This window comes from Pedococcus sp. P5_B7 (genome assembly GCF_054049895.1).
Window position 1 is genome coordinate 90,894 of record NZ_JBFULM010000007.1, and the last position, 18,750, is coordinate 109,643.

General features: G+C 71.5%; 19 protein-coding genes. 14 read left to right on the forward strand and 5 right to left on the reverse strand.

Annotation, left to right across the window (positions count from 1 at the left end):
- Positions 1-5 precede the first annotated feature (5 nt).
- From mreC to ACXJKD_RS16470, 8 genes are all read left to right on the forward strand, one after another.
- Positions 6-821, forward strand: coding sequence for a rod shape-determining protein MreC (gene mreC / locus ACXJKD_RS16435; RefSeq protein ID WP_457255683.1), 816 nt, complete (start codon positions 6-8; stop codon positions 819-821).
- A gap of 4 nt (positions 822-825) precedes the next feature.
- Positions 826-1,317 carry a rod shape-determining protein MreD gene (locus ACXJKD_RS16440; RefSeq protein WP_457255684.1) on the forward strand — a complete coding sequence of 164 codons (492 nt, stop codon included), beginning with the start codon at positions 826-828 and terminating at the stop codon, positions 1,315-1,317.
- A complete protein-coding gene (mrdA, locus tag ACXJKD_RS16445; RefSeq protein ID WP_457255685.1) occupies positions 1,314-3,320 on the forward strand; it encodes a penicillin-binding protein 2 in 2,007 nt (668 codons plus the stop codon). The genes ACXJKD_RS16440 and mrdA overlap by 4 nt, the downstream gene beginning before the upstream one ends.
- 48 nt (positions 3,321-3,368) lie before the next feature.
- A complete protein-coding gene (lpdA, locus tag ACXJKD_RS16450; protein WP_457255686.1) occupies positions 3,369-4,763 on the forward strand; it encodes a dihydrolipoyl dehydrogenase in 1,395 nt (464 codons plus the stop codon).
- Positions 4,764-4,776: 13 nt separating this feature from the next.
- Complete coding sequence (locus ACXJKD_RS16455) at positions 4,777-5,346, forward strand: GNAT family N-acetyltransferase (RefSeq protein ID WP_457255687.1); 570 nt, start codon at positions 4,777-4,779, stop codon at positions 5,344-5,346.
- Entirely contained in the window at positions 5,322-6,482 is a 1,161-nt protein-coding gene (locus ACXJKD_RS16460; RefSeq protein WP_457255688.1) for an acyltransferase family protein, read from the forward strand. The genes ACXJKD_RS16455 and ACXJKD_RS16460 overlap by 25 nt, the downstream gene beginning before the upstream one ends.
- Positions 6,483-6,801: 319 nt before the next feature.
- A complete protein-coding gene (rpsO, locus tag ACXJKD_RS16465; RefSeq protein WP_056923573.1) occupies positions 6,802-7,071 on the forward strand; it encodes a 30S ribosomal protein S15 in 270 nt (89 codons plus the stop codon).
- A gap of 161 nt (positions 7,072-7,232) precedes the next feature.
- A complete protein-coding gene (locus ACXJKD_RS16470) occupies positions 7,233-9,653 on the forward strand; it encodes a polyribonucleotide nucleotidyltransferase (protein WP_457255689.1) in 2,421 nt (806 codons plus the stop codon).
- Positions 9,654-9,761: 108 nt separating this feature from the next.
- Here ACXJKD_RS16470 and ACXJKD_RS16475 read toward each other — a convergent pair whose 3' ends face one another.
- Entirely contained in the window at positions 9,762-10,445 is a 684-nt protein-coding gene (locus tag ACXJKD_RS16475) for a helix-turn-helix transcriptional regulator (RefSeq protein WP_457255690.1), read from the reverse strand.
- Positions 10,446-10,534: 89 nt separating this feature from the next.
- Here ACXJKD_RS16475 and ACXJKD_RS16480 point away from each other — a divergent pair, with 89 nt between their 5' ends.
- The 6 genes from ACXJKD_RS16480 (at position 10,535) to ACXJKD_RS16505 (ending at position 16,504) form a co-directional block, all read left to right on the forward strand.
- A complete protein-coding gene (locus ACXJKD_RS16480; protein WP_457255691.1) occupies positions 10,535-10,969 on the forward strand; it encodes a hypothetical protein in 435 nt (144 codons plus the stop codon).
- A gap of 4 nt (positions 10,970-10,973) precedes the next feature.
- Complete coding sequence (locus tag ACXJKD_RS16485) at positions 10,974-12,206, forward strand: NAD(P)/FAD-dependent oxidoreductase (RefSeq protein WP_457255692.1); 1,233 nt, start codon at positions 10,974-10,976, stop codon at positions 12,204-12,206.
- A gap of 134 nt (positions 12,207-12,340) precedes the next feature.
- Entirely contained in the window at positions 12,341-14,902 is a 2,562-nt protein-coding gene (locus ACXJKD_RS16490; RefSeq protein ID WP_457255693.1) for an ExeM/NucH family extracellular endonuclease, read from the forward strand.
- Positions 14,903-14,991: 89 nt separating this feature from the next.
- Positions 14,992-15,744 (forward strand): 4-hydroxy-tetrahydrodipicolinate reductase, encoded by a 753-nt coding sequence (dapB, locus tag ACXJKD_RS16495; RefSeq protein WP_457255694.1) that lies wholly within the window; start codon positions 14,992-14,994, stop codon positions 15,742-15,744.
- The gene (locus tag ACXJKD_RS16500) at positions 15,745-16,095 is read left to right on the forward strand and encodes a hypothetical protein (RefSeq protein WP_457255695.1); all 351 of its coding nucleotides are present in this window, start codon (positions 15,745-15,747) and stop codon (positions 16,093-16,095) included. It abuts the gene before it with no gap.
- A gap of 40 nt (positions 16,096-16,135) precedes the next feature.
- Complete coding sequence (locus ACXJKD_RS16505; protein ID WP_457255696.1) at positions 16,136-16,504, forward strand: VOC family protein; 369 nt, start codon at positions 16,136-16,138, stop codon at positions 16,502-16,504.
- Between the two features lie 16 nt (positions 16,505-16,520).
- Here ACXJKD_RS16505 and ACXJKD_RS16510 read toward each other — a convergent pair whose 3' ends face one another.
- From ACXJKD_RS16510 to ACXJKD_RS16525, 4 genes are read right to left on the reverse strand one after another with little or no spacing between them, the layout of a single operon-like run.
- A complete protein-coding gene (locus tag ACXJKD_RS16510; RefSeq protein ID WP_457255697.1) occupies positions 16,521-16,835 on the reverse strand; it encodes an AzlD domain-containing protein in 315 nt (104 codons plus the stop codon).
- Positions 16,832-17,575, reverse strand: coding sequence for an AzlC family ABC transporter permease (locus ACXJKD_RS16515; protein ID WP_457255698.1), 744 nt, complete (start codon positions 17,573-17,575; stop codon positions 16,832-16,834). The genes ACXJKD_RS16510 and ACXJKD_RS16515 overlap by 4 nt, the downstream gene beginning before the upstream one ends.
- A complete protein-coding gene (locus ACXJKD_RS16520) occupies positions 17,572-18,192 on the reverse strand; it encodes an N-acetyltransferase family protein (RefSeq protein ID WP_457255699.1) in 621 nt (206 codons plus the stop codon). Before ACXJKD_RS16520 ends, ACXJKD_RS16515 begins: the two co-directional genes overlap by 4 nt.
- A 54-nt stretch (positions 18,193-18,246) precedes the next feature.
- Complete coding sequence (locus tag ACXJKD_RS16525) at positions 18,247-18,714, reverse strand: dihydrofolate reductase (protein ID WP_457255700.1); 468 nt, start codon at positions 18,712-18,714, stop codon at positions 18,247-18,249.
- Between the last annotated feature and the right edge of the window lie 36 nt (positions 18,715-18,750).

Sequence of the window (18,750 nt, forward strand, 5' to 3'; positions counted from 1 at the left end):
GACCGATGCACGAGACCTCCCGACGCCGCCTCCTCGTGGTGCTGCTGGCCGTGACCGTGGTCGTGCTCGGGGTCGACGTCGCCGGTGGGCCGGGCGCGGGGCAGCTGCGGTCCGCCGGGGGTGCCGCGTTCGGGCCGATCGAGCGGGTCCTGTCGCCGGGTGCCGATGCCGCTGGACCCGGTGCGTCCGGGGCCCGCGACGGGGTGCTGCGCGACCAGCTGGTCGCGCAGACCCGCGAGACCCGCGAGCTCGCCGCGTTGTCCGGGGCACCCGACCTCGCGGGGAGCACCTTCCTGCCCGCTCGCGTGGTCGGCGTGGGGCGTCAGGGTGCCGCCGGGCCCGAGCGCGTCACCCTCGACCTCGGCGCTCGCGACGGCGTGAAGCCCGACTTGTCGGTCGTCGCCGCCGAGGGACTGGTCGGCCGGGTCGTCGCGGTCTCGCCCTGGACCTGCGACGTGCTGCTCGTCGGCAGCGCCGACCTGGTCGTCGGCATCCGCGTGGGCGCAGCGGGCACGCTCGGCTCGGTGGGCAGCGGCGCGCGCGGTCCCCAGCACCGCCCGGCCGGTCAGCTCAACCTCACCGTCGTCGAACGCGGGACGGTGCGGGCCGGCGACGCCGTGACCACCTTGGGCAGCGTCGGCGGGGCACCCTTCCCAGCCGGCCTGCGGGTCGGCACCGTGCAGGACGTCGACCAGGCGCCCGGTGACCTCACGAAGACCGCGTCGGTGCGACCCGCCGTCGACCTGACGACCCTCGACGTCGTCGGGGTCCTCCTCGCCGGACCGCGCACCACGCCCCGCACCCCCAGCACGGCGGGGTGAGGCCGTGCCGGTTCCGTCGCTGACCCTGACCTTCCGGAGCCTCGCCCTGCTGCTCGCGGCGGTCACCTCGGTGGTCCTCTCGGCACGCACGCAGCTCGCCCTCCCCGACCTCGTCCTCCCGGTGGTCGTGGCCGGGGCGCTCTGGGTCGGGCCGTCCCGCGGAGCCATCCTCGGGCTGGCCGGTGGCTGGCTGGTCGACCTGATGCCGCCCGGCTCGGCGGTGCTCGGCACCGCAGCCCTCCTGTATGCCGCGGCCGGCCTGGTCGCCGGTGCCGGCCGCCGTGAGGGCCAGTCGCCGTTCGGCTGGATCGCCACCGTCGGTGCGGCCGCCGCGGTGGTGGTGACGACCGGGCGGCTCGCCGTCGCGGCCCTGACCGGTGCGCCGGTGCAGTGGCCGGTGGTCGGCGCCGAGCTCCTGCTCACCGTCGTCCTCTGCGCGGTCCTCGTCCCGGTCCTCGTGCGCTGCGAGCAGCGGTTGGCCCGGAGCGGGCGGTGAGCCTTCCCGCCGTCCGCTCCGACCACTCACCTCGGGTGTGGGTGCTCGCGCTCGTCGTGCTGTGCTTCATGGGTGCCCTGCTCGGCAGGCTGGGACAGGTGCAGATCGCCGGCCACGCGGACTACCGGGCCGCTGCGGCCACGGTCAACACGCGCACGGTCACCGAGGCGGCGGTGCGCGGCCGGATCCTCGACCGCAACGGCACACCGTTGGTCGACAACACGACCGAGACCGTCGTCACGGTCGACCGGGCGGTGCTCGTGGACGCGGCTGACGGCGGCCGCGACCTCGTCCGGCGGGTGGCGATGGTGGTGGGCGCACCGTTCGGCCAGCTCTGGGGCCGCACCCAGCTGTGCGGGGTCAGTGGTGCGCCGCCGGCCCCGGTCTGCTGGGCGGGCTCGGCGTACGTGCCCATCCCGCTGGTCAGCGGCGTGGATCCCCGCAAGGCGCTCAGCCTCCTCGAGCGCCCGGACCTCTACCCGGGCGTCGGCGTCTCCGCCCAACCCGTGCGGGACTACCCCGCCGAGCCGACGGTCAACGCCGCCCACCTCCTCGGCTACCTCGGTCGCTCGGATGCCGACGACGTCAGGACGTCCAAGGGGGCGATCGGCGACCTCGACCTGGTCGGGCGGGCCGGTCTGGAGCAGCAGTACGACCACCAGCTGCGGGGCACGCCGGGCACGACCACCGTCGCGGTCGACCCGCGCGGGATCGTCACGAGCCAGCTCGGCCACGTCGACCCGACACCGGGACAGGACCTCGTCACCAACCTCGACGCCCGGGTCCAGTCCGCCGCCGAGAAGGCGCTGGCCACTGCGGTGGCGAGCGCTCGGAAGCGCGGCGACCGGGCCGACTCCGCCGCGGCAGTGGTCCTCGACGTCACCAACGGAGCGGTGGTGGCGGCGGCGAGCTACCCGTCCTACGACCCGCAGGTGTGGACCGGCGGCGTCGGCGCCGACGAGTTCGCCCGGCTCACCGACCCGAAGGCCGGCACGCCGCTGGTCTCCCGGGTGACCTCGGCGGCGTTCTCGCCGGCCTCGACCTTCAAGGTGGTCAGCCTGCCGGCCGCAGTCGCAGCGGGGAACTCCCTCGGCGGCACGTACAACTGCACGTCCGGCTACACGATCGGCAACCGGCGGTTCGCCAACTTCGAGTCGCGGGCCTACGGACCCATCTCGCTCCGGCAGGCCATCGAGGTCTCCTGCGACACGATCTTCTACGACTTCGCCTACCGCTCGTGGCTGGCGCAGGGCGGGCTGGCGGCGAAGTCCGATGCGCGTGACCCGTTCGTCGAGATGGCCGACCGGTTCGGGCTCGGCCGGACCACGGGCATCGACCTGCCCGGCGAGCAGGCCGGCCGGATCCCCGACCGGCAGTGGAAGCAGACCCAGTGGGAGGACACCAGGGTCGACACCTGCAAGCGGGCCCGGACCGGCTACCCCGAGGTAGCCGCCACGGACCCCAGCCGCGCGGCATACCTCAGGCAGCTGGCCGTCGAGAACTGTCAGACCGGCTTCCAGTTCCGCGCTGGTGACGCGGCGAACTTCGCGATCGGCCAGGGAGACATCACGGTGAGCCCGCTCCAGATGGCCCAGGTGTATGCCGCGATCGCCAACGGTGGCACGCTCTGGAAGCCGCAGGTCGCGCGGGCCCTCGTCACGCCCGGTGGCGCGACGCAGAAGGTGACGCCGGTGAAGGCCGGCACCGTGGCGTTCCCGCCCGGCACCCTGGCCTTCCTGCGCGGCGCGCTGGGTGGGGTCGTGACCAAGGGCACGGCGCGCGGCGCCTTCGCCGGGTTCCCCCTCGCGCAGTGGCCGGTGGCGGGCAAGACGGGCACCGCCGAGGCGTTCGACAAGCAGGACACCTCGTGGTTCGTGTCCTACGCGCCGACCACCAGACCGAGGTATGCCGTCGCGGTCGTGGTCTCCCAGGGCGGCACCGGCGCCGAGGCCGCCGCGCCCGCAGCCCGGGCGATCCACGACGTCCTGCGCACCCTGCGCTAGGCACGGGCGAGGTGGGGCGTCGCCGGACGAGTCAGTAGGCTGGCGCGCATGGCTGACTTCGACGTCGTAGTTCTCGGTGCTGGTCCTGGCGGTTACGTCGCGGCGATCCGCGCCTCCCAGCTCGGCCTCCGGGCCGCCGTGGTCGAGGCGAAGTACTGGGGCGGTGTCTGCCTCAACGTCGGCTGCATCCCGTCCAAGGCGTTGCTGCGCAACGCCGAGCTGAGCCACATCCTGACCCACGAGAAGGAGAAGTTCGGGATCGAGGGCGACGCCACGATGTCGTTCGGCCCGACGCACGCCCGGTCGCGTGCGGTGTCCGCGGGCATCGTCAAGGGCGTGCACTTCCTGATGAAGAAGAACAAGATCACCGAGATCGACGGCTGGGGCACCCTGACCAGCCCGACCTCGATGGACGTCGCGCTCAGCTCCGGTGAGAAGCAGACGGTCACGTTCGACAAGCTCATCATCGCCACCGGCGCGACCACGCGCCTGATTCCCGGCACCTCGCTGTCCGACCGCGTCGTGACCTACGAGGAGCAGATCCTCACCGACCAGCTGCCCGGCTCGATCGTCATCGCCGGCTCGGGTGCCATCGGCGTCGAGTTCGCCTACGTCATGAAGAACTTCGGCGTCGACGTCACCATCGTGGAGTTCCTCGACCGGATGGTGCCGACCGAGGACGCCGAGGTCTCCAAGGAGCTGCTCAAGCACTACAAGAAGCTCGGCATCACCGTCCTGCTGTCGACCAAGGTCGAGTCGATCGACGACAGCGGCGAGAAGGTCAAGGTCACCGTCTCGCCGGCGGCCGGGGGCGACGCGCGGGTCATCGAGACCGACAAGGTGCTCCAGGCGATCGGCTTCGCCCCGCGGCTCGAGGGCTACGGCCTCGAGGCGCTCGGCGTGGCCACCGAGCGCGGCGCCATCGTCATCGACGACCACTGCCGCACCAACGTCGAAAACGTCTACGCCATCGGCGACGTGACCGGGAAGCTCATGCTGGCCCACACCGCCGAGGCCCAGGGCGTCGTCGCTGCGGAGACGATGGCCGGCGCCGAGACGATGCCGGTCGAGTACGACTTCATCCCGCGGGCGACCTACTGCCAGCCGCAGATCGCGTCGTTCGGCTACACCGAGGAGCAGGCCAAGGAGAAGGGCTTCGACGTCAAGGTGGCCAAGTTCCCGTTCTCGGCCAACGGCAAGGCGATGGGGCTCGGGGACGCGGTCGGCTTCGTCAAGGTGGTCGCGGACGCGACGCACAACGAGATCATCGGCGCCCACCTCATCGGCCCCGACGTCACCGAGCTGCTGCCCGCGCTGACGCTCGCCCAGAAGTGGGACCTCACCGCCGACGAGGTGGCCCGCAACGTCTTTGCCCACCCGACCCTGTCGGAGGCCGTCAAGGAAGCCGTCGAGGGCATCGCCGGCCACATGATCAACCTCTGACCCGAGACTTCGTATGCCGCGCGTCAGCCTGCCGATCACGACCGAGCGCCTCGTCCTGCGCAGCTTCCTGCCGCGTGACGTCGACGACGTGCTCGCCTACCGGTCGCAGCCCGACGTGGTCCGCTACATCCCGGGGGAGCCGAGGAACCGCGAGCAGGTGTCCGACCTCGTGGCCCACTCGACCACGGCCGGCCTGATCGACGACAAGCGCACACACCTCACGCTCGCGGTCGACCGCGGTGGTCGGGTCATCGGCGACGTCATGCTCGCCTTCAACGGGCTCGACGGCTCCGACGGCAAGCAGGTCGAGCTCGGCTGGGTGTTCACCCCCGACGTGGAGGGGCAGGGCTACGCCACCGAGGCGGCCCGTGCCCTCGCCGAGGTCGCGTTCACCGAGCTCGGGGCGCACCGGGTCTGGGCGCAGCTCGAGCCGGAGAACACCGGCTCGTCGCGGATCTGCGAGCGGCTCGGGATGCGGCGCGAGGCGTACTTCGAGAAGGGGTCCTGGTTCAAGGAACGGTGGACCGACCTGGCCGTCTACGCGATCCGCGCCGACGAGTGGACGTCCGGGGCCACGTCCTGACCTCCGCCACGGTTGCCGCGACGCCAGGGACCGGGGAGCGTCGCTCCCCGCTCCCGGCACTGACGGGGCTGCGGGTGCTGGCCGCTGTCTGGGTGGTGCTGTTCCACTACCGCGCCGACATCGAGGCGCTCGCCCCGTGGACGCTGCCCGCCGACACCTTCATGCGGGCCGGCTACCTCGGCGTGGACCTGTTCTTCCCCCTGAGCGGGTTCATCCTCGCCTACAACTACGCCGACGCGATGCGCACCTTCTCGCGGGGGTCGGCCGTGTCATTCGTGCGCAACCGGTTCGCCCGCGTGTGGCCGGTGCACTTCGTCGCGCTGAACATCGACCTGGCGATGGCCGTGGCGACGGGGACCCTCGGCATCGGTGCGGGCGGGCACCGTCGCACGCCCGCGGCATACGGGCAGAACGTGCTGATGGTGCACAACTGGTTCAACGACCGCCCGAGCTTCAACGGTCCGGCGTGGTCGATCGCGTCGGAGTGGTTCGCCTACCTGCTCGCGCCCCTGCTCTTCGTGGTCGTCGCGCGGGTGGTGCGGGCCCGCACCTCGCTGCTGCTCGCGGTCCTCTCGTATGCCGCGATGCTCACCGTCTTCGCGGTCTTTGCCCTGCCCAACGGCAACCTCGAGCACATGTTCTACGTGCGGATCATGGGGGAGTTCATCGCCGGGATGTTCCTCTGCCTGGCGTGGGTGCGGGGTGGTCTGGCCCTGGGTCGGCTCGCGCCCGTGCTGCCGGTCGCGGTGGTGGCGGTCGCGCTCGTGCCGGCCCTCTCGTCGGGCGACTACTGGATGGCTCCGGTGATGGGCCTCGTGGTCGTCGTCGTGGCCTCGGCCGGCGGCTGGGTCGGCTCCTGGCTGTCGACCTCGCTCATGGTCGCGGCAGGGGAGGCGTCGTACTGCCTCTACATGACGCACTACCTGATGCGGCCGGTCGTGACGTGGCTGCGCGAGTGGGGTGACGACGCCTGGTGGTCGGCCGGGATGGCCGTCGTCGCCCTCGTGCTGGCGCTCGGCGCGGCTGCCTGGTTGATGCACGTGCTGGTCGAACGCCCGGCGCGACGCCTCCTCCACGCGCGCGCTGCGCGTCCGAGCCCCGAGCCGGAGCGCGCACCCGCGGCCGCGCGGAGCTGACCTGGCGCCTCCGGCCCCCGCACGAGCAGAGGTCACACGTCCAGCGCCCTGCTACGACACTGCTCGCAGCGGGCGAGCAGTGTCGTAGCAACCCGACGGCTGTTGCTCCGCGGCTCGGAACTGGCGCGCGTGGCCGGATTAGCGCTGGGGCCCTTCGCGAGGCGATGGGTCCGGCAGCGGCTCCCGACGGCGATTAGGGAGGCGGAGCACGCCGCTGGTAACCTTGTGCTCGCCGTAGACCGGCCGCGGATTCAGAGAGCCCAGGTGAACCAGCCCTGGTGCACCGCGCAACGATCACACGAAGGAGCAGTGCCGACCCATGCCGTTGAGCGCAGACGTCAAGCAGAAGATCATGTCCGAGTACGCCACGCACGAGGGCGACACCGGCTCCCCCGAGGTCCAGGTGGCGATGCTGACGCAGCGCATCCTCGACCTCACCGAGCACAGCCGCCAGCACAAGCACGACCACCACAGCCGCCGCGGCCTGCTCCTCCTGGTCGGCCAGCGTCGCCGGCTCCTGCGCTACCTCGAGAGCGTCGACGTCGAGCGTTACCGCTCGCTGATCAAGCGCCTCGGTCTGCGCCGCTAAGCATTCGACAGGGACGGTCCTCGCCACGAGGACCGTCCCTCTCGCATGAGGGTGGCACTCGGTGCCGCCCGACAGCACCACCACGAAGAAGAACCCGTGCACAACGACGATGCACAGGGTCATCTGAGAGACAGACTCTCAACAGAAGAGAAGGAGGGCCCATGGAGGGTCCAGAGATCCAGTTCGCCGAAGCAACCATCGACAATGGTTCGTTCGGCACCCGCACGGTCCGGTTCGAGACCGGACGCCTGGCCAAGCAGGCCGGTGGCGCAGTCGCCGCCTACCTGGACGAGGACACGATGCTCCTCTCCACCACCACCGCCGGGAAGTCTCCCCGCGAGGGTTTTGACTTCTTCCCCCTGACGGTCGACGTCGAGGAGCGGATGTACGCCGCGGGCAAGATCCCCGGCTCGTTCTTCCGCCGCGAGGGTCGCCCGTCGACCGACGCGATCCTCACCTGCCGCCTGATCGACCGCCCGCTGCGCCCGACCTTCACCAAGGGTCTGCGCAACGAGGTCCAGGTCGTCATCACGGTGCTCGCGCTCAACCCCGACCACCAGTACGACGTGCTCGCCATCAACGCGGCCAGCGCCTCCACGCAGATCTCGGGTCTGCCCTTCTCCGGTCCGATCGGTGGCGTCCGCGTCTCCCTGATCGACGGCCAGTGGGTCGCGTTCCCGAACTTCTCCGACATCGAGCGCTCGACCTTCGACATGGTCGTCGCCGGCCGGGTCGCGGGCGATGACGTCGCGATCATGATGGTCGAGGCGGAGTCGACCGAGTCCACCTGGGACCTGGTCAAGAACGAGGGCAAGCAGGCCCCGACCGAAGAGGTCGTCGCCGAGGGCCTCGAGGCCTCCAAGAAGTTCATCAAGGCGCTCTGCGAGGCCCAGTCCGAGCTGGCGAGCAAGGCCGCCAAGCCCGTCCAGGACTTCCCGATCTTCCTCGACTACGAGGACGACACGTATGCCGCCGTCGAGGCTGCGACCTCGGACGACCTGACGCAGGCGCTCACCATTGCCGGCAAGCAGGAGCGCGAGGAGCGCATCGACGAGCTGAAGGACTCCATGAAGGAGAAGCTCGCCGCTGAGTTCGAGGGGCGCGAGAAGGAACTGTCCGCGGCCTACCGTTCCGTGCAGAAGAAGCTGATCCGTCAGCGCATCCTGCGCGACAAGGTCCGCATCGACGGCCGTGGCCTCGCCGACATCCGCGCCCTGGGCGCCGAGGTCGAGGTCCTGCCCCGCGTGCACGGCTCGGCCATCTTCGAGCGCGGCGAGACCCAGATCATGGGTGTCACCACGCTGAACATGCTCCGCATGGAGCAGCAGCTCGACACGTTGTCGCCGGTGACGCGCAAGCGCTACATGCACAACTACAACTTCCCGCCCTACTCCACCGGTGAGACCGGTCGGGTGGGTTCGCCGAAGCGTCGCGAGATCGGCCACGGAGCGCTCGCCGAGCGTGCGCTCATGCCGGTGCTGCCGACCCGCGAGGAGTTCCCCTACGCGATCCGACAGGTGTCCGAGGCCCTCGGCTCCAACGGCTCGACGTCGATGGGCTCGGTCTGCGCGTCCACCCTGTCGCTGCTCAACGCCGGTGTGCCGCTGCGCGCCCCGGTCGCCGGCATCGCGATGGGCCTCATCTCCGAGGAGGTCGACGGTGAGACGCAGTACGCCGCGCTGACCGACATCCTCGGTGCCGAGGACGCCTTCGGTGACATGGACTTCAAGGTCGCCGGCACCCGTGAGTTCGTCACGGCCATCCAGCTCGACACCAAGCTCGACGGCATCCCCGCGTCGGTCCTGGCTGGCGCGCTCACCCAGGCCCGCGACGCGCGCCTGCACATCCTCGACGTCATGAACGAGGCCATCGACGCACCGGACGAGATGAGCCCCTTCGCTCCTCGCGTCATCTCGGTGCAGGTCCCGATCGACAAGATCGGCGAGGTCATCGGGCCGAAGGGCAAGATGATCAACCAGATCCAGGACGAGACCGGCGCCCAGATCTCGATCGAGGACGACGGCACGATCTACATCGGTGCGACCGACGGCCCCTCGGCCGAGGCCGCCCGCGCGCAGATCAACGCCATCGCGAACCCGCAGATGCCGGAGATCGGCGAGCGCTTCCTGGGCACCGTGGTGAAGACCACGACGTTCGGTGCGTTCATCTCGCTCCTGCCGGGCAAGGACGGCCTGCTGCACATCTCCGAGGTGCGCAAGCTCGTCGGTGGCAAGCGGATCGAGGCCGTCGAGGACGTTCTGGCCGTTGGCCAGAAGGTCCAGGTCGAGCTCAAGGAGATCGACCCGCGCGGCAAGCTCTCGCTGGCGGCCGTCCTGGCCGAGGGTGAGGGTGGCGACGCCGAGGCTGGCGAGGCTCCGGCCGCGAACGCCGACGCCGACACCGAGTCCGAGACCCAGACCGACGCCCCCCGCGCGGACCGCGAGGACCGTGGCGAGCGTCGCGAGGGTGGTCGCAGCCGCAACCGCCGTCGTGGCGGCCGTGGCGACGACCGTGGCGACGACCGTGGCGGCGACGCTGCGGAGGGCGCGGCCCCGGCCACGTCCGAGGACGCCGCAGGCTGATCGACTGACCCACGCGTGACGAGCGGGCCGGTCCACCGAGAGGTGGGCCGGCCCGCTCTGTGTTGGTCAGGTCCTGTTGGTCAGGTCCTGTCGGTCAGCTCATGGCGGTCAGGTCGTCGTGGCTCGGACGCAGCAGTGCTCCGGGGTCGGCTCGAGGCGGGTGCGCACCTCAGGGCACCCCAGCCCCTCGATCGCACCGTCGACGAGGGCGAGGTTCATCGCGCACACGAGGTCGGTGTGGTCCCGGGCGAGTCGGTCGAACGGGCAGTTGTCCAGAGCCAGCTCGGTGCCGTCGGGGCTGAGCCGCGGCTCATAGCCGTGCCGCTCCAACAGCTGGGCCACCCTGGCCAGTGGCCGGCGGGCCCGGGGCGCCGGCGGTTGAGCCGCGAGCTCCCGCCCCGTCGTGGCTGCCGCCGTCGCGACGGCAGCGGGCAGCGTCCCGCCCGTCGTGGTCACCGCGTCGATGGCCGCGGCGAGGATGGCCCCCGCCAGGTCGTAGCGCCGTGGCGGCAGGGAGACGTCGACCGTGCGACCCGCACGGCGGTAGAGCTTGGTCGGCCGCCCGGCGCCCGGTCCCGACCTCCCCGACAGGCGCTTGAACTCGACCTCCAGCAGGCCCGCCTCGACCAACCGGTCGAGGTGGAACTTCGCAGAGTGCACCGGCAGCCCCACCGCGGTCGCGGCGTGTTCCCGGCTCACGGGGGAGTCGGCCGCGGCGACGTGGTCGTACAGCGCCCGTCGGGAAGGCTCGGCAAGCGCGCCGAGGGCGGTCAGGTCGTCGCTGGTGGTCATGACACCTCTAAAGGACAGATTCGTTGACTATTTTGGCACTGCGGTCGTAAAGTCAAAATATCACTCCGATAGAAAGTCTGGGAGCAGTCATGGACACGACACCGTCAACCACCACAGCACTTCCCACCGACGTCACCAGCCCGGCTCAGCCGGGAGCCAAGCAGGCCTTCCTCGTCCTGCGCACCGCCTTCACGGTCGCACCGATCCTCTTCGGCCTCGACAAGTTCACCAACCTGATGACCGACTGGACGGCCTACCTCGCGCCGTGGATCGACCACCTGGTGCCCGGGACGGCGCAGCAGGCGATGTACGCGGTCGGCGTGACCGAGGTGGTGGCCGGACTGCTCGTCGCCGCGGCGCCGCGGGTCGGGGGCCTCGTCGTGGCGGCGTGGCTGGCCGGCATCATCGTCGATCTCGTGACGCTGGGCGACTACTACGACGTCGCCCTGCGTGATGTGGGGCTGCTCGCGGGCGCCGTTGCGCTCTCCCGGCTGGCGCCACCGGTGCACCTGCGCAGAGGATGAGGGTATGGCTGACCAGCGCAGGTTCGTGATCGTCGGTGGCGGGCTCGCCGGAGCCAAGGGAGCGGAGGCCTTGCGCGAGCGCGGCTTCCAGGGGTCGATCGTGCTGTTCGGGTCCGAGGACCACCTGCCCTACGAGCGTCCTCCGCTGTCCAAGGGCTACCTCAAGACCGGCGAGGGCCTCGACGAGGCCTTCGTCCACCCCCGTGAGTGGTATGCCGCGCACGACGTCGACGTGCGCACCGGCACCACCGTCACGGCGATCGACCGCGACGCCCGTGCGGTCGTCACCGCGGACGGTGAGCGCACGGCATACGACCGGCTCCTGCTGGCCAGCGGCAGCTCGCCGCGCACCCTCACCCTGCCCGGCCACGACCTCGGTGGGGTGCTGTCCCTGCGGACCATCGAGGACAGCGACCGGATCCGTGCGCTGATGCAGCCCGACGCGCGGCTGGTGTTCGTCGGGGGCGGGTGGATCGGCCTGGAGGTGGCGTCCGCGGCGCGCGAGGCCGGCGCCGACGTCGTGGTGCTGGAGAGCCTCGAGCTGCCGCTGGTGCGGGTGCTCGGGTCACAGGTCGCCCAGGTCTTCGCCGACCTGCACCGCGAGCGCGGAGTCGACCTGCGCACCTCGGTCACCATCGTGGAGATCGAGGGCTCGGACGGTGCCGCGAGCGGGGTCCGGCTCGCCGATGGCTCGGTCGTCCCCGCGGACGCGGTGATCGTCGGCATCGGCGCGGTCCCCAACGTCGCGCTGGCCGAGGCGGCCGGGCTCGCGGTCGACAACGGGGTGACGGCCGACGCGGTCGGGCGCACCAGCGACCCGGACATCTTCGTCGCGGGCGACCTCGCGAACGTCGAGCACCCGTTCCTCGGGCACCGGGTGCGGGTGGAGCACTGGGCCAACGCGCTCAACCAGCCCGACCTCGTGGCCGCGGCGATGCTGGACCAGGACGGCCCCGAGCCCGAGCTGCCGTACTTCTACACCGACCAGTACGACCTCGGCATGGAGTACCACGGGCTCGGTGGCCCCGACGACGAGGTGGTGGTCCGGGGGAGCCTGGCCGACCGCGAGTTCGTCGCGTTCTGGCTGCGCGAGGGGCGGGTGGTGGCCGGCATGAACGTCAACGTGTGGGACGTCGGCGACGGCATCAAGGCGCTGATCCGCTCGCGCACGGTCGTGGACCGGGACCAGCTGGCCGACCCGGACGTCGACCTCGCGGGCCTCGCTGGTCCCGTCTGAAGACTCTGACCCGAACTTTACCTTCCTGACCCATTCCAGACATTCCGCATTCCCCGTCCGCGTGATGTGATGCTCGACGGCCCGGACCACCGTCCTGGGGCTGCCAATCCTGAGTTCGCTGTTGGAGGACTGCTGTGCGCGTACCCCGCAAGCACGTGATGGGAGCGGTGGGCGCGATCGCCCTCACTGCTGGAGTAGTGGGTGTGGCCCCGACGAGTGCGCTGGGCGCACCGTCCACGGGGGCACCCGTGGTGATCAACGAGGTCTACGGCGGGGGTGGCAACTCCGGTGCCGCCTTCAACCGCGACTTCATCGAGCTGGTCAACAAGACCACCGCTGCGGTCGACCTCGCCGGCTGGTCCGTGCAGTACGCCTCGGCAACCGGCACGAGCTGGACGACGAAGACCAACCTGACCGGCACCATCCCGGCCGGTGGGCGGTTCGTCGTCGGAGGCGCAGGCGGCGCCAACGGCGCGTCATTCACCCCGGACCTCGAGGGCGGCATCAACCTCAGCGGCAGCGCCGGCAAGGTCGCGCTCGTCAACACCCAGACCGCCCTGCCCGGCACCACCTGCACCGATGCCTGCTCCGACCTGCCCCAGGTCATCGACTTCGTCGGGTACGGCTCGACGGCGAACGACTGGGCCGGCACGGCCGCCGCACCCGGTACGGCGAACGCCACCTCGGTGTCGCGCAACAGCACCAGCACCAACACGGCGAACAACGCGGCTGACTTCACGGTCGGCACTCCGACACCCGGCGCGGGCACCCCGCCGCCCCCCGGCACCCCGGTCCCCAAGACCATCGCCGAGGTGCAGGGCACCGGTTCGACCTCGCCGCTGGTCGGGGAGAACGTCATCATCAAGGGCGTCGTGACCGCCGCCTACCCGACCGGTGGCTTCCACGGCTTCTACCTGCAGACCCAGGGCACCGGCCCCGAGCCGAGCGCCACCGGTGCCTCGGACGGCGTCTTCGTGTTCCAGTCCGGGTCGTCCACGCCGTTGGACGCCGACGCCGTGCTCGGCAACTACGTCGAGGTCACCGGCAAGGTCAGCGAGTTCAGCGGGCTGACCGAGGTGACCGCTGCGGGGGCGGACATCGTCGACGCGGGCGAGGACTTCAGTCCCGTGCAGGCGCTCACCGTCCCGTGGCCCGCGACCGACGCGGGTCGTGAGTCCCTGGAGGGCATGCTGTTCCAGCCCTCCGGCGACTACACCGTCACCAACACCTTCGGCACCAACCAGTTCGGTGAGGTCGGCCTGGCCGTGGGTGACCACCCGCTGCTCCAGAACACCGAGGTGGCCGCCCCCGGCAGCCCCGAGGCCGCCGCGGTCGTGGCCGACAACGCCAAGCGTGCGGTCACCCTGGACGACGGCGCGTCGAGCAACTTCACGGCGAGCAGCTTCGTCCCCGCGGTGTGTGGCACCCGGCCGATCCCGTGCCTGCTCAACAGTGACCTCACCCCGGCCTACGTGTCCACCACCAAGCCGGTCCGGGTGGGCGAGGCCGCGACCTTCAGCGCCCCCGTCGTCGTCGACTTCCGCTTCAGCCTGTGGCGCTTCCAGCCGACGGCCCAGGTCGTCGGTCCCGACAACGCCACGTCGCCGGCCAGCTTCACGAACACCCGCACCGCGGCACCGGACAACGGTGACATCAACCAGCTCGGCACGGCCGACCTGAAGGTGGCCTCGTTCAACGTCCTCAACTACTTCACCGACCTCGGTGACCAGGACCCCACCTGCCTGGCCTACTACGACCGCGACGACAACGGCGTCACGGTCCGCGACGGCTGCGACCGCCGCGGCGCGTGGGATGCGGGCGACCTGGCTCGCCAGACCGAGAAGGAGGTGTCGGCGATCAGCGCGCTGGACGCCGACGTCGTCGGGCTGATGGAGATCGAGAACTCCGCCAAGTTCGGCCACCCCCGGGACACGGCGCTCGCGGCCCTCGTCGCAGCCCTCAACGCCAAGGCCGGCGCCGGCACCTGGGCGTTCGTCCCGTCCTCGACGGACCTGCCGTCCGCCGACGACCAGGACTTCATCACCAGTGCGATCATCTACCAGCCGGCGAAGGTCATGCGGGTGGACCGCTCGCGCGCCCTGGGTGACCAGAGCGGGCCGACGCAGGCCTTCGGGAACGCCCGTGAGCCGATCGCCCAGACCTTCCGGACGAAGACCGGCAAGGGTGACAAGTTCCTCTTCGTCGTCAACCACTTCAAGTCCAAGGGCTCGGCCGGTCCGTTCCCGGGTGACGAGGACAGCGGCGACGGTCAGGGTGCCTCGGTGACCAGCCGCATCCTGCAGGCCCAGGCCCTGCGCGACTGGGTGCCGGCGGTCGCGGCGGAGTACGGCGCCAAGGGCATCGTCATGGCGGGCGACTACAACTCCTACACGATGGAGGACCCGCTCGACGTGCTCTACAAGGCCGGCTACACCGACGTGGGCAGCACCTTCGACCCGTCGAGCTACTCGTACTCCTTCAGTGGCCTGTCGGGCTCGCTGGACCACATCCTCGTCAACGACTACGCGCTGCGGATGTCGACGGGTGCCGACCACTGGAACATCAACTCCGGTGAGTCGGTGGCGCTGGAGTACAGCCGGTACAACTACCACTCGACCGACTTCCACCAGTCGGGTCCGTACCGCTCGTCCGACCACGACCCCGTGGTCCTGGGCCTCAAGGCCTTCGTGCAGTAAGCAACCCAGATCGACCAGCGGGCCCGGTGCCCCGGTGCCACGGGCACCGGGCCCGCTGTCGTGCGGCCGGCTGTCGTTAGGGTGGTCCCGTGAGCGAGACGATCAAGGTGGCCGTGATCGGTGCGGCCGGGCGCATGGGCGCCGAGGTATGCCGGGCGGTCACCGCCGCGGCCGACCTCGCGCTCGTCGGGACGTACGACCAGGGCGACGACCTCGGCGACCTCAGTGGGGCCGACGTCGTGGTGGAGTTCTCCGTCCCCGCGGCGTCGCCGGGCAACGTGGCGCACTGTGTCGGGCAGGGGGTGCACGTCGTGGTCGGCACCACCGGCTGGGACGACGCGAAGCTGGACTCCCTGCGGGAGCCGCTGGCCGCGCACCCCGAGGTCGGGGTCCTCATCGCGCCCAACTTCGCCATCGGCGCGATCCTCATGATGCGGTTCGCCCAGCAGGCCGCTCGGTTCTACGAGTCGGTCGAGGTCATCGAGCTGCACCACCCCAACAAGGTCGACGCGCCCTCCGGCACGGCGGCCCGCACCGCCCACCTCATCGCTGCGGCCCGCTCGGACGCCGGCCTCGGCGACGTGCCGGACGCCACCACCCAGGACCCCGAGGGCACCAGGGGCGGCCGGGTCGACGGCATTCCCGTGCACTCGGTGCGGCTGCGTGGCCTGGTCGCCCACCAGGAGGTCCTGTTGGGCGGGGAGGGCGAGCTGCTCACGCTGCGCCACGACTCCTTCGACCGCACCTCGTTCATGCCGGGGGTCCTCGAGGGGGTGCGCCACGTCGGTGCCCACCCCGGCCTCACCGTCGGGCTGGAGCACTACCTCGGCCTGGACGACTGAGTGCGCGAGAAGGTCACCGCCCTCGTCCTGCTCGTGGTCCTGGGCTTCTACTCCGCCACGATCGGGTGGCGCGGGGTCGAGCTGGTCCGTGACGGACGGCCGGTCCCCGTGCTCCTCGGGCTGGCCGTCATCCTCATCCCCGTCGTCGCGCTCCTGGCCATGGTGCCGCTCGTGCGGTTGGCCAGGGACGGCTCGGCGATGATGGCGCAGGCCCGCGAGCGTGGGGCCGAGGGAGCCTGGGGCGCCGAGCTCGAGCAGGCCGAGGCGAGCCGGGTCGCGGGCGACCGGGCAGGGGAGCAGCGGCACTACCGAGCCGCAGTACGGGCGTGGCGCGCGAGCCGCGTGGGGTGATCAGGGCGCCAGCCGCGCCGCCCCGGCATACCGTGGTGGCATGCACCGTTCGCGCATCGGAATCGTCCTGGTCGACCACCCCGGCGAGCACCACGACGCGGCCCTGGCCTTCTGGGCCGGGGTCCAGGGGGTGCGGCCCGTCCCTGACGGGCCGTACGCCAGCGTCGGGGAGATCGGGTCGCTGAACCTCGAGGTCCAACGCCTCGACGAGGGGCAGCCCAGGGTCCACCTCGACATCGAGAGTGACGACATCCCGGCCGAGGTGGCGCGCCTCGAGGCGCTCGGCGCCACCGTGGTGGAGCGCCGGGACGGCTACGTGATCATGGCCGACCCGGGCGGCGTCGTGTTCTGCGTCGTGGGCATCCAGACCGGTGACCGGTTCGAGGAGGACGCCCGGGAGTGGCCGTGACCTCGGCGCCGTGAGGTCAGGGCACCCCCAACAGGCGCAGCCCGGCGGCCACCGCTGCGGCGAGCACCACGACGAGCAGGAACGGCGCGCGCAGCAGCAGGGCCACGATGGCCACGCCCACGGCGGCCGCCCGGGAGTCGAGCACGGTGGAGCCGGTCGAGGTGGTCAGCGTCTGCACCGCCACCAGGGCCGCCAGCAGGGCGATGGGCAGCGCCGACGTGATGCGCGTGGTGCGGTCACCGTCCAGCCACGTCTCCGGCACGAGGTGCCCCAGCAGCTTGAGCACGAACGCCAGCCCGGAGGCGACCAGCACGGCGGTCCAGGTGCTCATGCCGGGTCCTCCCACTGGTGCGGTGCTGCCGGGTCGTGGTGCGTCCGCCGGGACAGGCTGGCCAGCAGGGCGGTGCCCGCCGCCACGAGGACGGGCACACCCGCGGGAGCGTGCGGCGCCACGAGCACCGCGGTCAGGGCGGCCACCGCGGCGATCGCGAACGCGTCGGCCGACTTCAGCCGGGGCCAGAGCAGCGCGCAGAAGGCCGCTGCAGCGGCGGCGTCGAGGCCGTAGCGACGCGGGTCGCCCATCGCGTCACCGACGACCGCGCCGACGAAGGTCATGAGGTTCCACAGCAGGTAGATGCCCATCCCGGTCGTCCAGAACCCGACCCGGGCGGCGGTGCGGCCGGGCTGGGCCACGGCCACGGCGGTCGACTCGTCGATGGTCAGCTGGGCGGCGGCTGCGCGGCGCAGCCCCCGGGCCCCCAGCATGCGGGAGACCTGGAGACCGTAGAGGGCGTTGCGCACGCCGAGCAGGGTCGAGGTCGCGATGGCGGCCACTGCCCCCGCGGGACCGGCCGCCAGCACACCCACGAAGGCGAACTGCGACCCACCGGAGAAGAGCAGCAGCGACAACGCCTGCGTCTGCAGGACGGACAGGCCTGCCGCGACCGAGAGGGCGCCGAAGCTGAGGCCGTAGGTGCCGGTTGCCACCGCGACGGACACCGACTGCCGGACGACGCGGCGACGTTCGTCCGGGTCGAGTGCGCCGGTGGAGGCGGCCGGGACCGCGCTCACCGAGCCGGAGGCGCCGGGGCGGGTTCTTCCGGGCCGGGCTCTTCCGGGCCGAGCTCGGCGACGAGCCGCACCTCACGGGCGGTGTCGCCGTCGGGGGAGACCACGCGGTCGCGGAAGGCGCCGTCGGGACCGAGTCCGCCGGCCAGGAGGAACCCGCGGGTCGCCTCGTCGGAGGCCAGGACCCAGGCATGCATCCGGGTGGCCCCGGCTCCGCGCAGGGTGTCGACGACGGCGTTCAGCAGCCGGGAGCCGTGACCGACCCGACGGGCGTCGGGGTGCACGCCGAGCGCGGACAGCTCGCCGGTCTCGGGTGACGCGTCGGGGTCCTGGCTGGGCCCGATGGAGGCGAACCCCACGACCTGGTCACCGGCGCAGGCCGCGAGCAGGCGGTAGACGCCCTGGGGCGGGGACGCCAGGGACTGGCGCCAGACCGAGGCGAAGGCCTGCGGCTCGAAGGTGGCGAGGACCTCCTCGGGCAGCACCGCGGCATACGCCTCCCGCCACACCACCGCCTGGACCAGGCCCACGGCGGGGGCGTCGGTCTCGCGGGCCACGCGCACGCTCGCGTCCGCGAGCGGGCCGGGCGAGTGGGCGTGGTGGTCGTGCTGGTGGGCCATGCCCTGCATCCTTCCATCGACGGCTCGGCGTCCCCGCGCGCGGTCAGGACCCGGTCAGGCGCGTTCGTAGGTGACCCAGCTGAAGCCCTCGCGGCCCTCGCGGGCGACCTCCTGCCAGTCCTGCGGGTCGATCTCGGGGAAGCGCACGTCGCCCTCGGGGGACTGGTCGACCTCGGTGATGAGCAGCCGGCGGGCCCAGGGCATCGCCTCGGCATAGACCTGACCGCCCCCGCACACGAACACCTCGTCGGCCGGACCGGCCAGCGAGAGGGCCTCGCTCAGGGAGTGCGCGGTCTCGACCTCGGAGTGGGTCCAGTCGGCCTGCCGGGTGACGACGATCGTGCGCCGACCGGGGAGCACCCGACCGATCGAGTCGAAGGTCTTGCGCCCCATGACCATCGGGTGGCCCATCGTGGTGCGCTTGAAGAACGCGAAGTCCTCGGGGAGGTGCCAGGGCATGTCGTTGTCGGCCCCGATGACGCCGTTGCGGCCGACCGCGGCAATGAGCGTCACGTTGGTCATGGGGCACAGGCTATCGAGCGTCCCGACGGGACGGTC

Excerpts from the sequence above, each read along its gene's own strand:
- mreC (WP_457255683.1), top strand. The coding sequence starts at position 6 with ATGCACGAGACCTCCCGACGCCGCCTCCTCGTGGTGCTGCTGGCCGTG.
- lpdA (WP_457255686.1), top strand. The coding sequence starts at position 3,369 with ATGGCTGACTTCGACGTCGTAGTTCTCGGTGCTGGTCCTGGCGGTTAC.
- ACXJKD_RS16455 (WP_457255687.1), top strand. The coding sequence starts at position 4,777 with ATGCCGCGCGTCAGCCTGCCGATCACGACCGAGCGCCTCGTCCTGCGC.
- rpsO (WP_056923573.1), top strand. The coding sequence starts at position 6,802 with ATGCCGTTGAGCGCAGACGTCAAGCAGAAGATCATGTCCGAGTACGCC.
- ACXJKD_RS16470 (WP_457255689.1), top strand. The coding sequence starts at position 7,233 with ATGGAGGGTCCAGAGATCCAGTTCGCCGAAGCAACCATCGACAATGGT.
- ACXJKD_RS16475 (WP_457255690.1), bottom strand. The coding sequence starts at position 10,445 with ATGACCACCAGCGACGACCTGACCGCCCTCGGCGCGCTTGCCGAGCCT.
- ACXJKD_RS16480 (WP_457255691.1), top strand. The coding sequence starts at position 10,535 with ATGGACACGACACCGTCAACCACCACAGCACTTCCCACCGACGTCACC.
- ACXJKD_RS16485 (WP_457255692.1), top strand. The coding sequence starts at position 10,974 with ATGGCTGACCAGCGCAGGTTCGTGATCGTCGGTGGCGGGCTCGCCGGA.
- ACXJKD_RS16505 (WP_457255696.1), top strand. The coding sequence starts at position 16,136 with ATGCACCGTTCGCGCATCGGAATCGTCCTGGTCGACCACCCCGGCGAG.
- ACXJKD_RS16510 (WP_457255697.1), bottom strand. The coding sequence starts at position 16,835 with ATGAGCACCTGGACCGCCGTGCTGGTCGCCTCCGGGCTGGCGTTCGTG.
- ACXJKD_RS16520 (WP_457255699.1), bottom strand. The coding sequence starts at position 18,192 with ATGGCCCACCAGCACGACCACCACGCCCACTCGCCCGGCCCGCTCGCG.
- ACXJKD_RS16525 (WP_457255700.1), bottom strand. The coding sequence starts at position 18,714 with ATGACCAACGTGACGCTCATTGCCGCGGTCGGCCGCAACGGCGTCATC.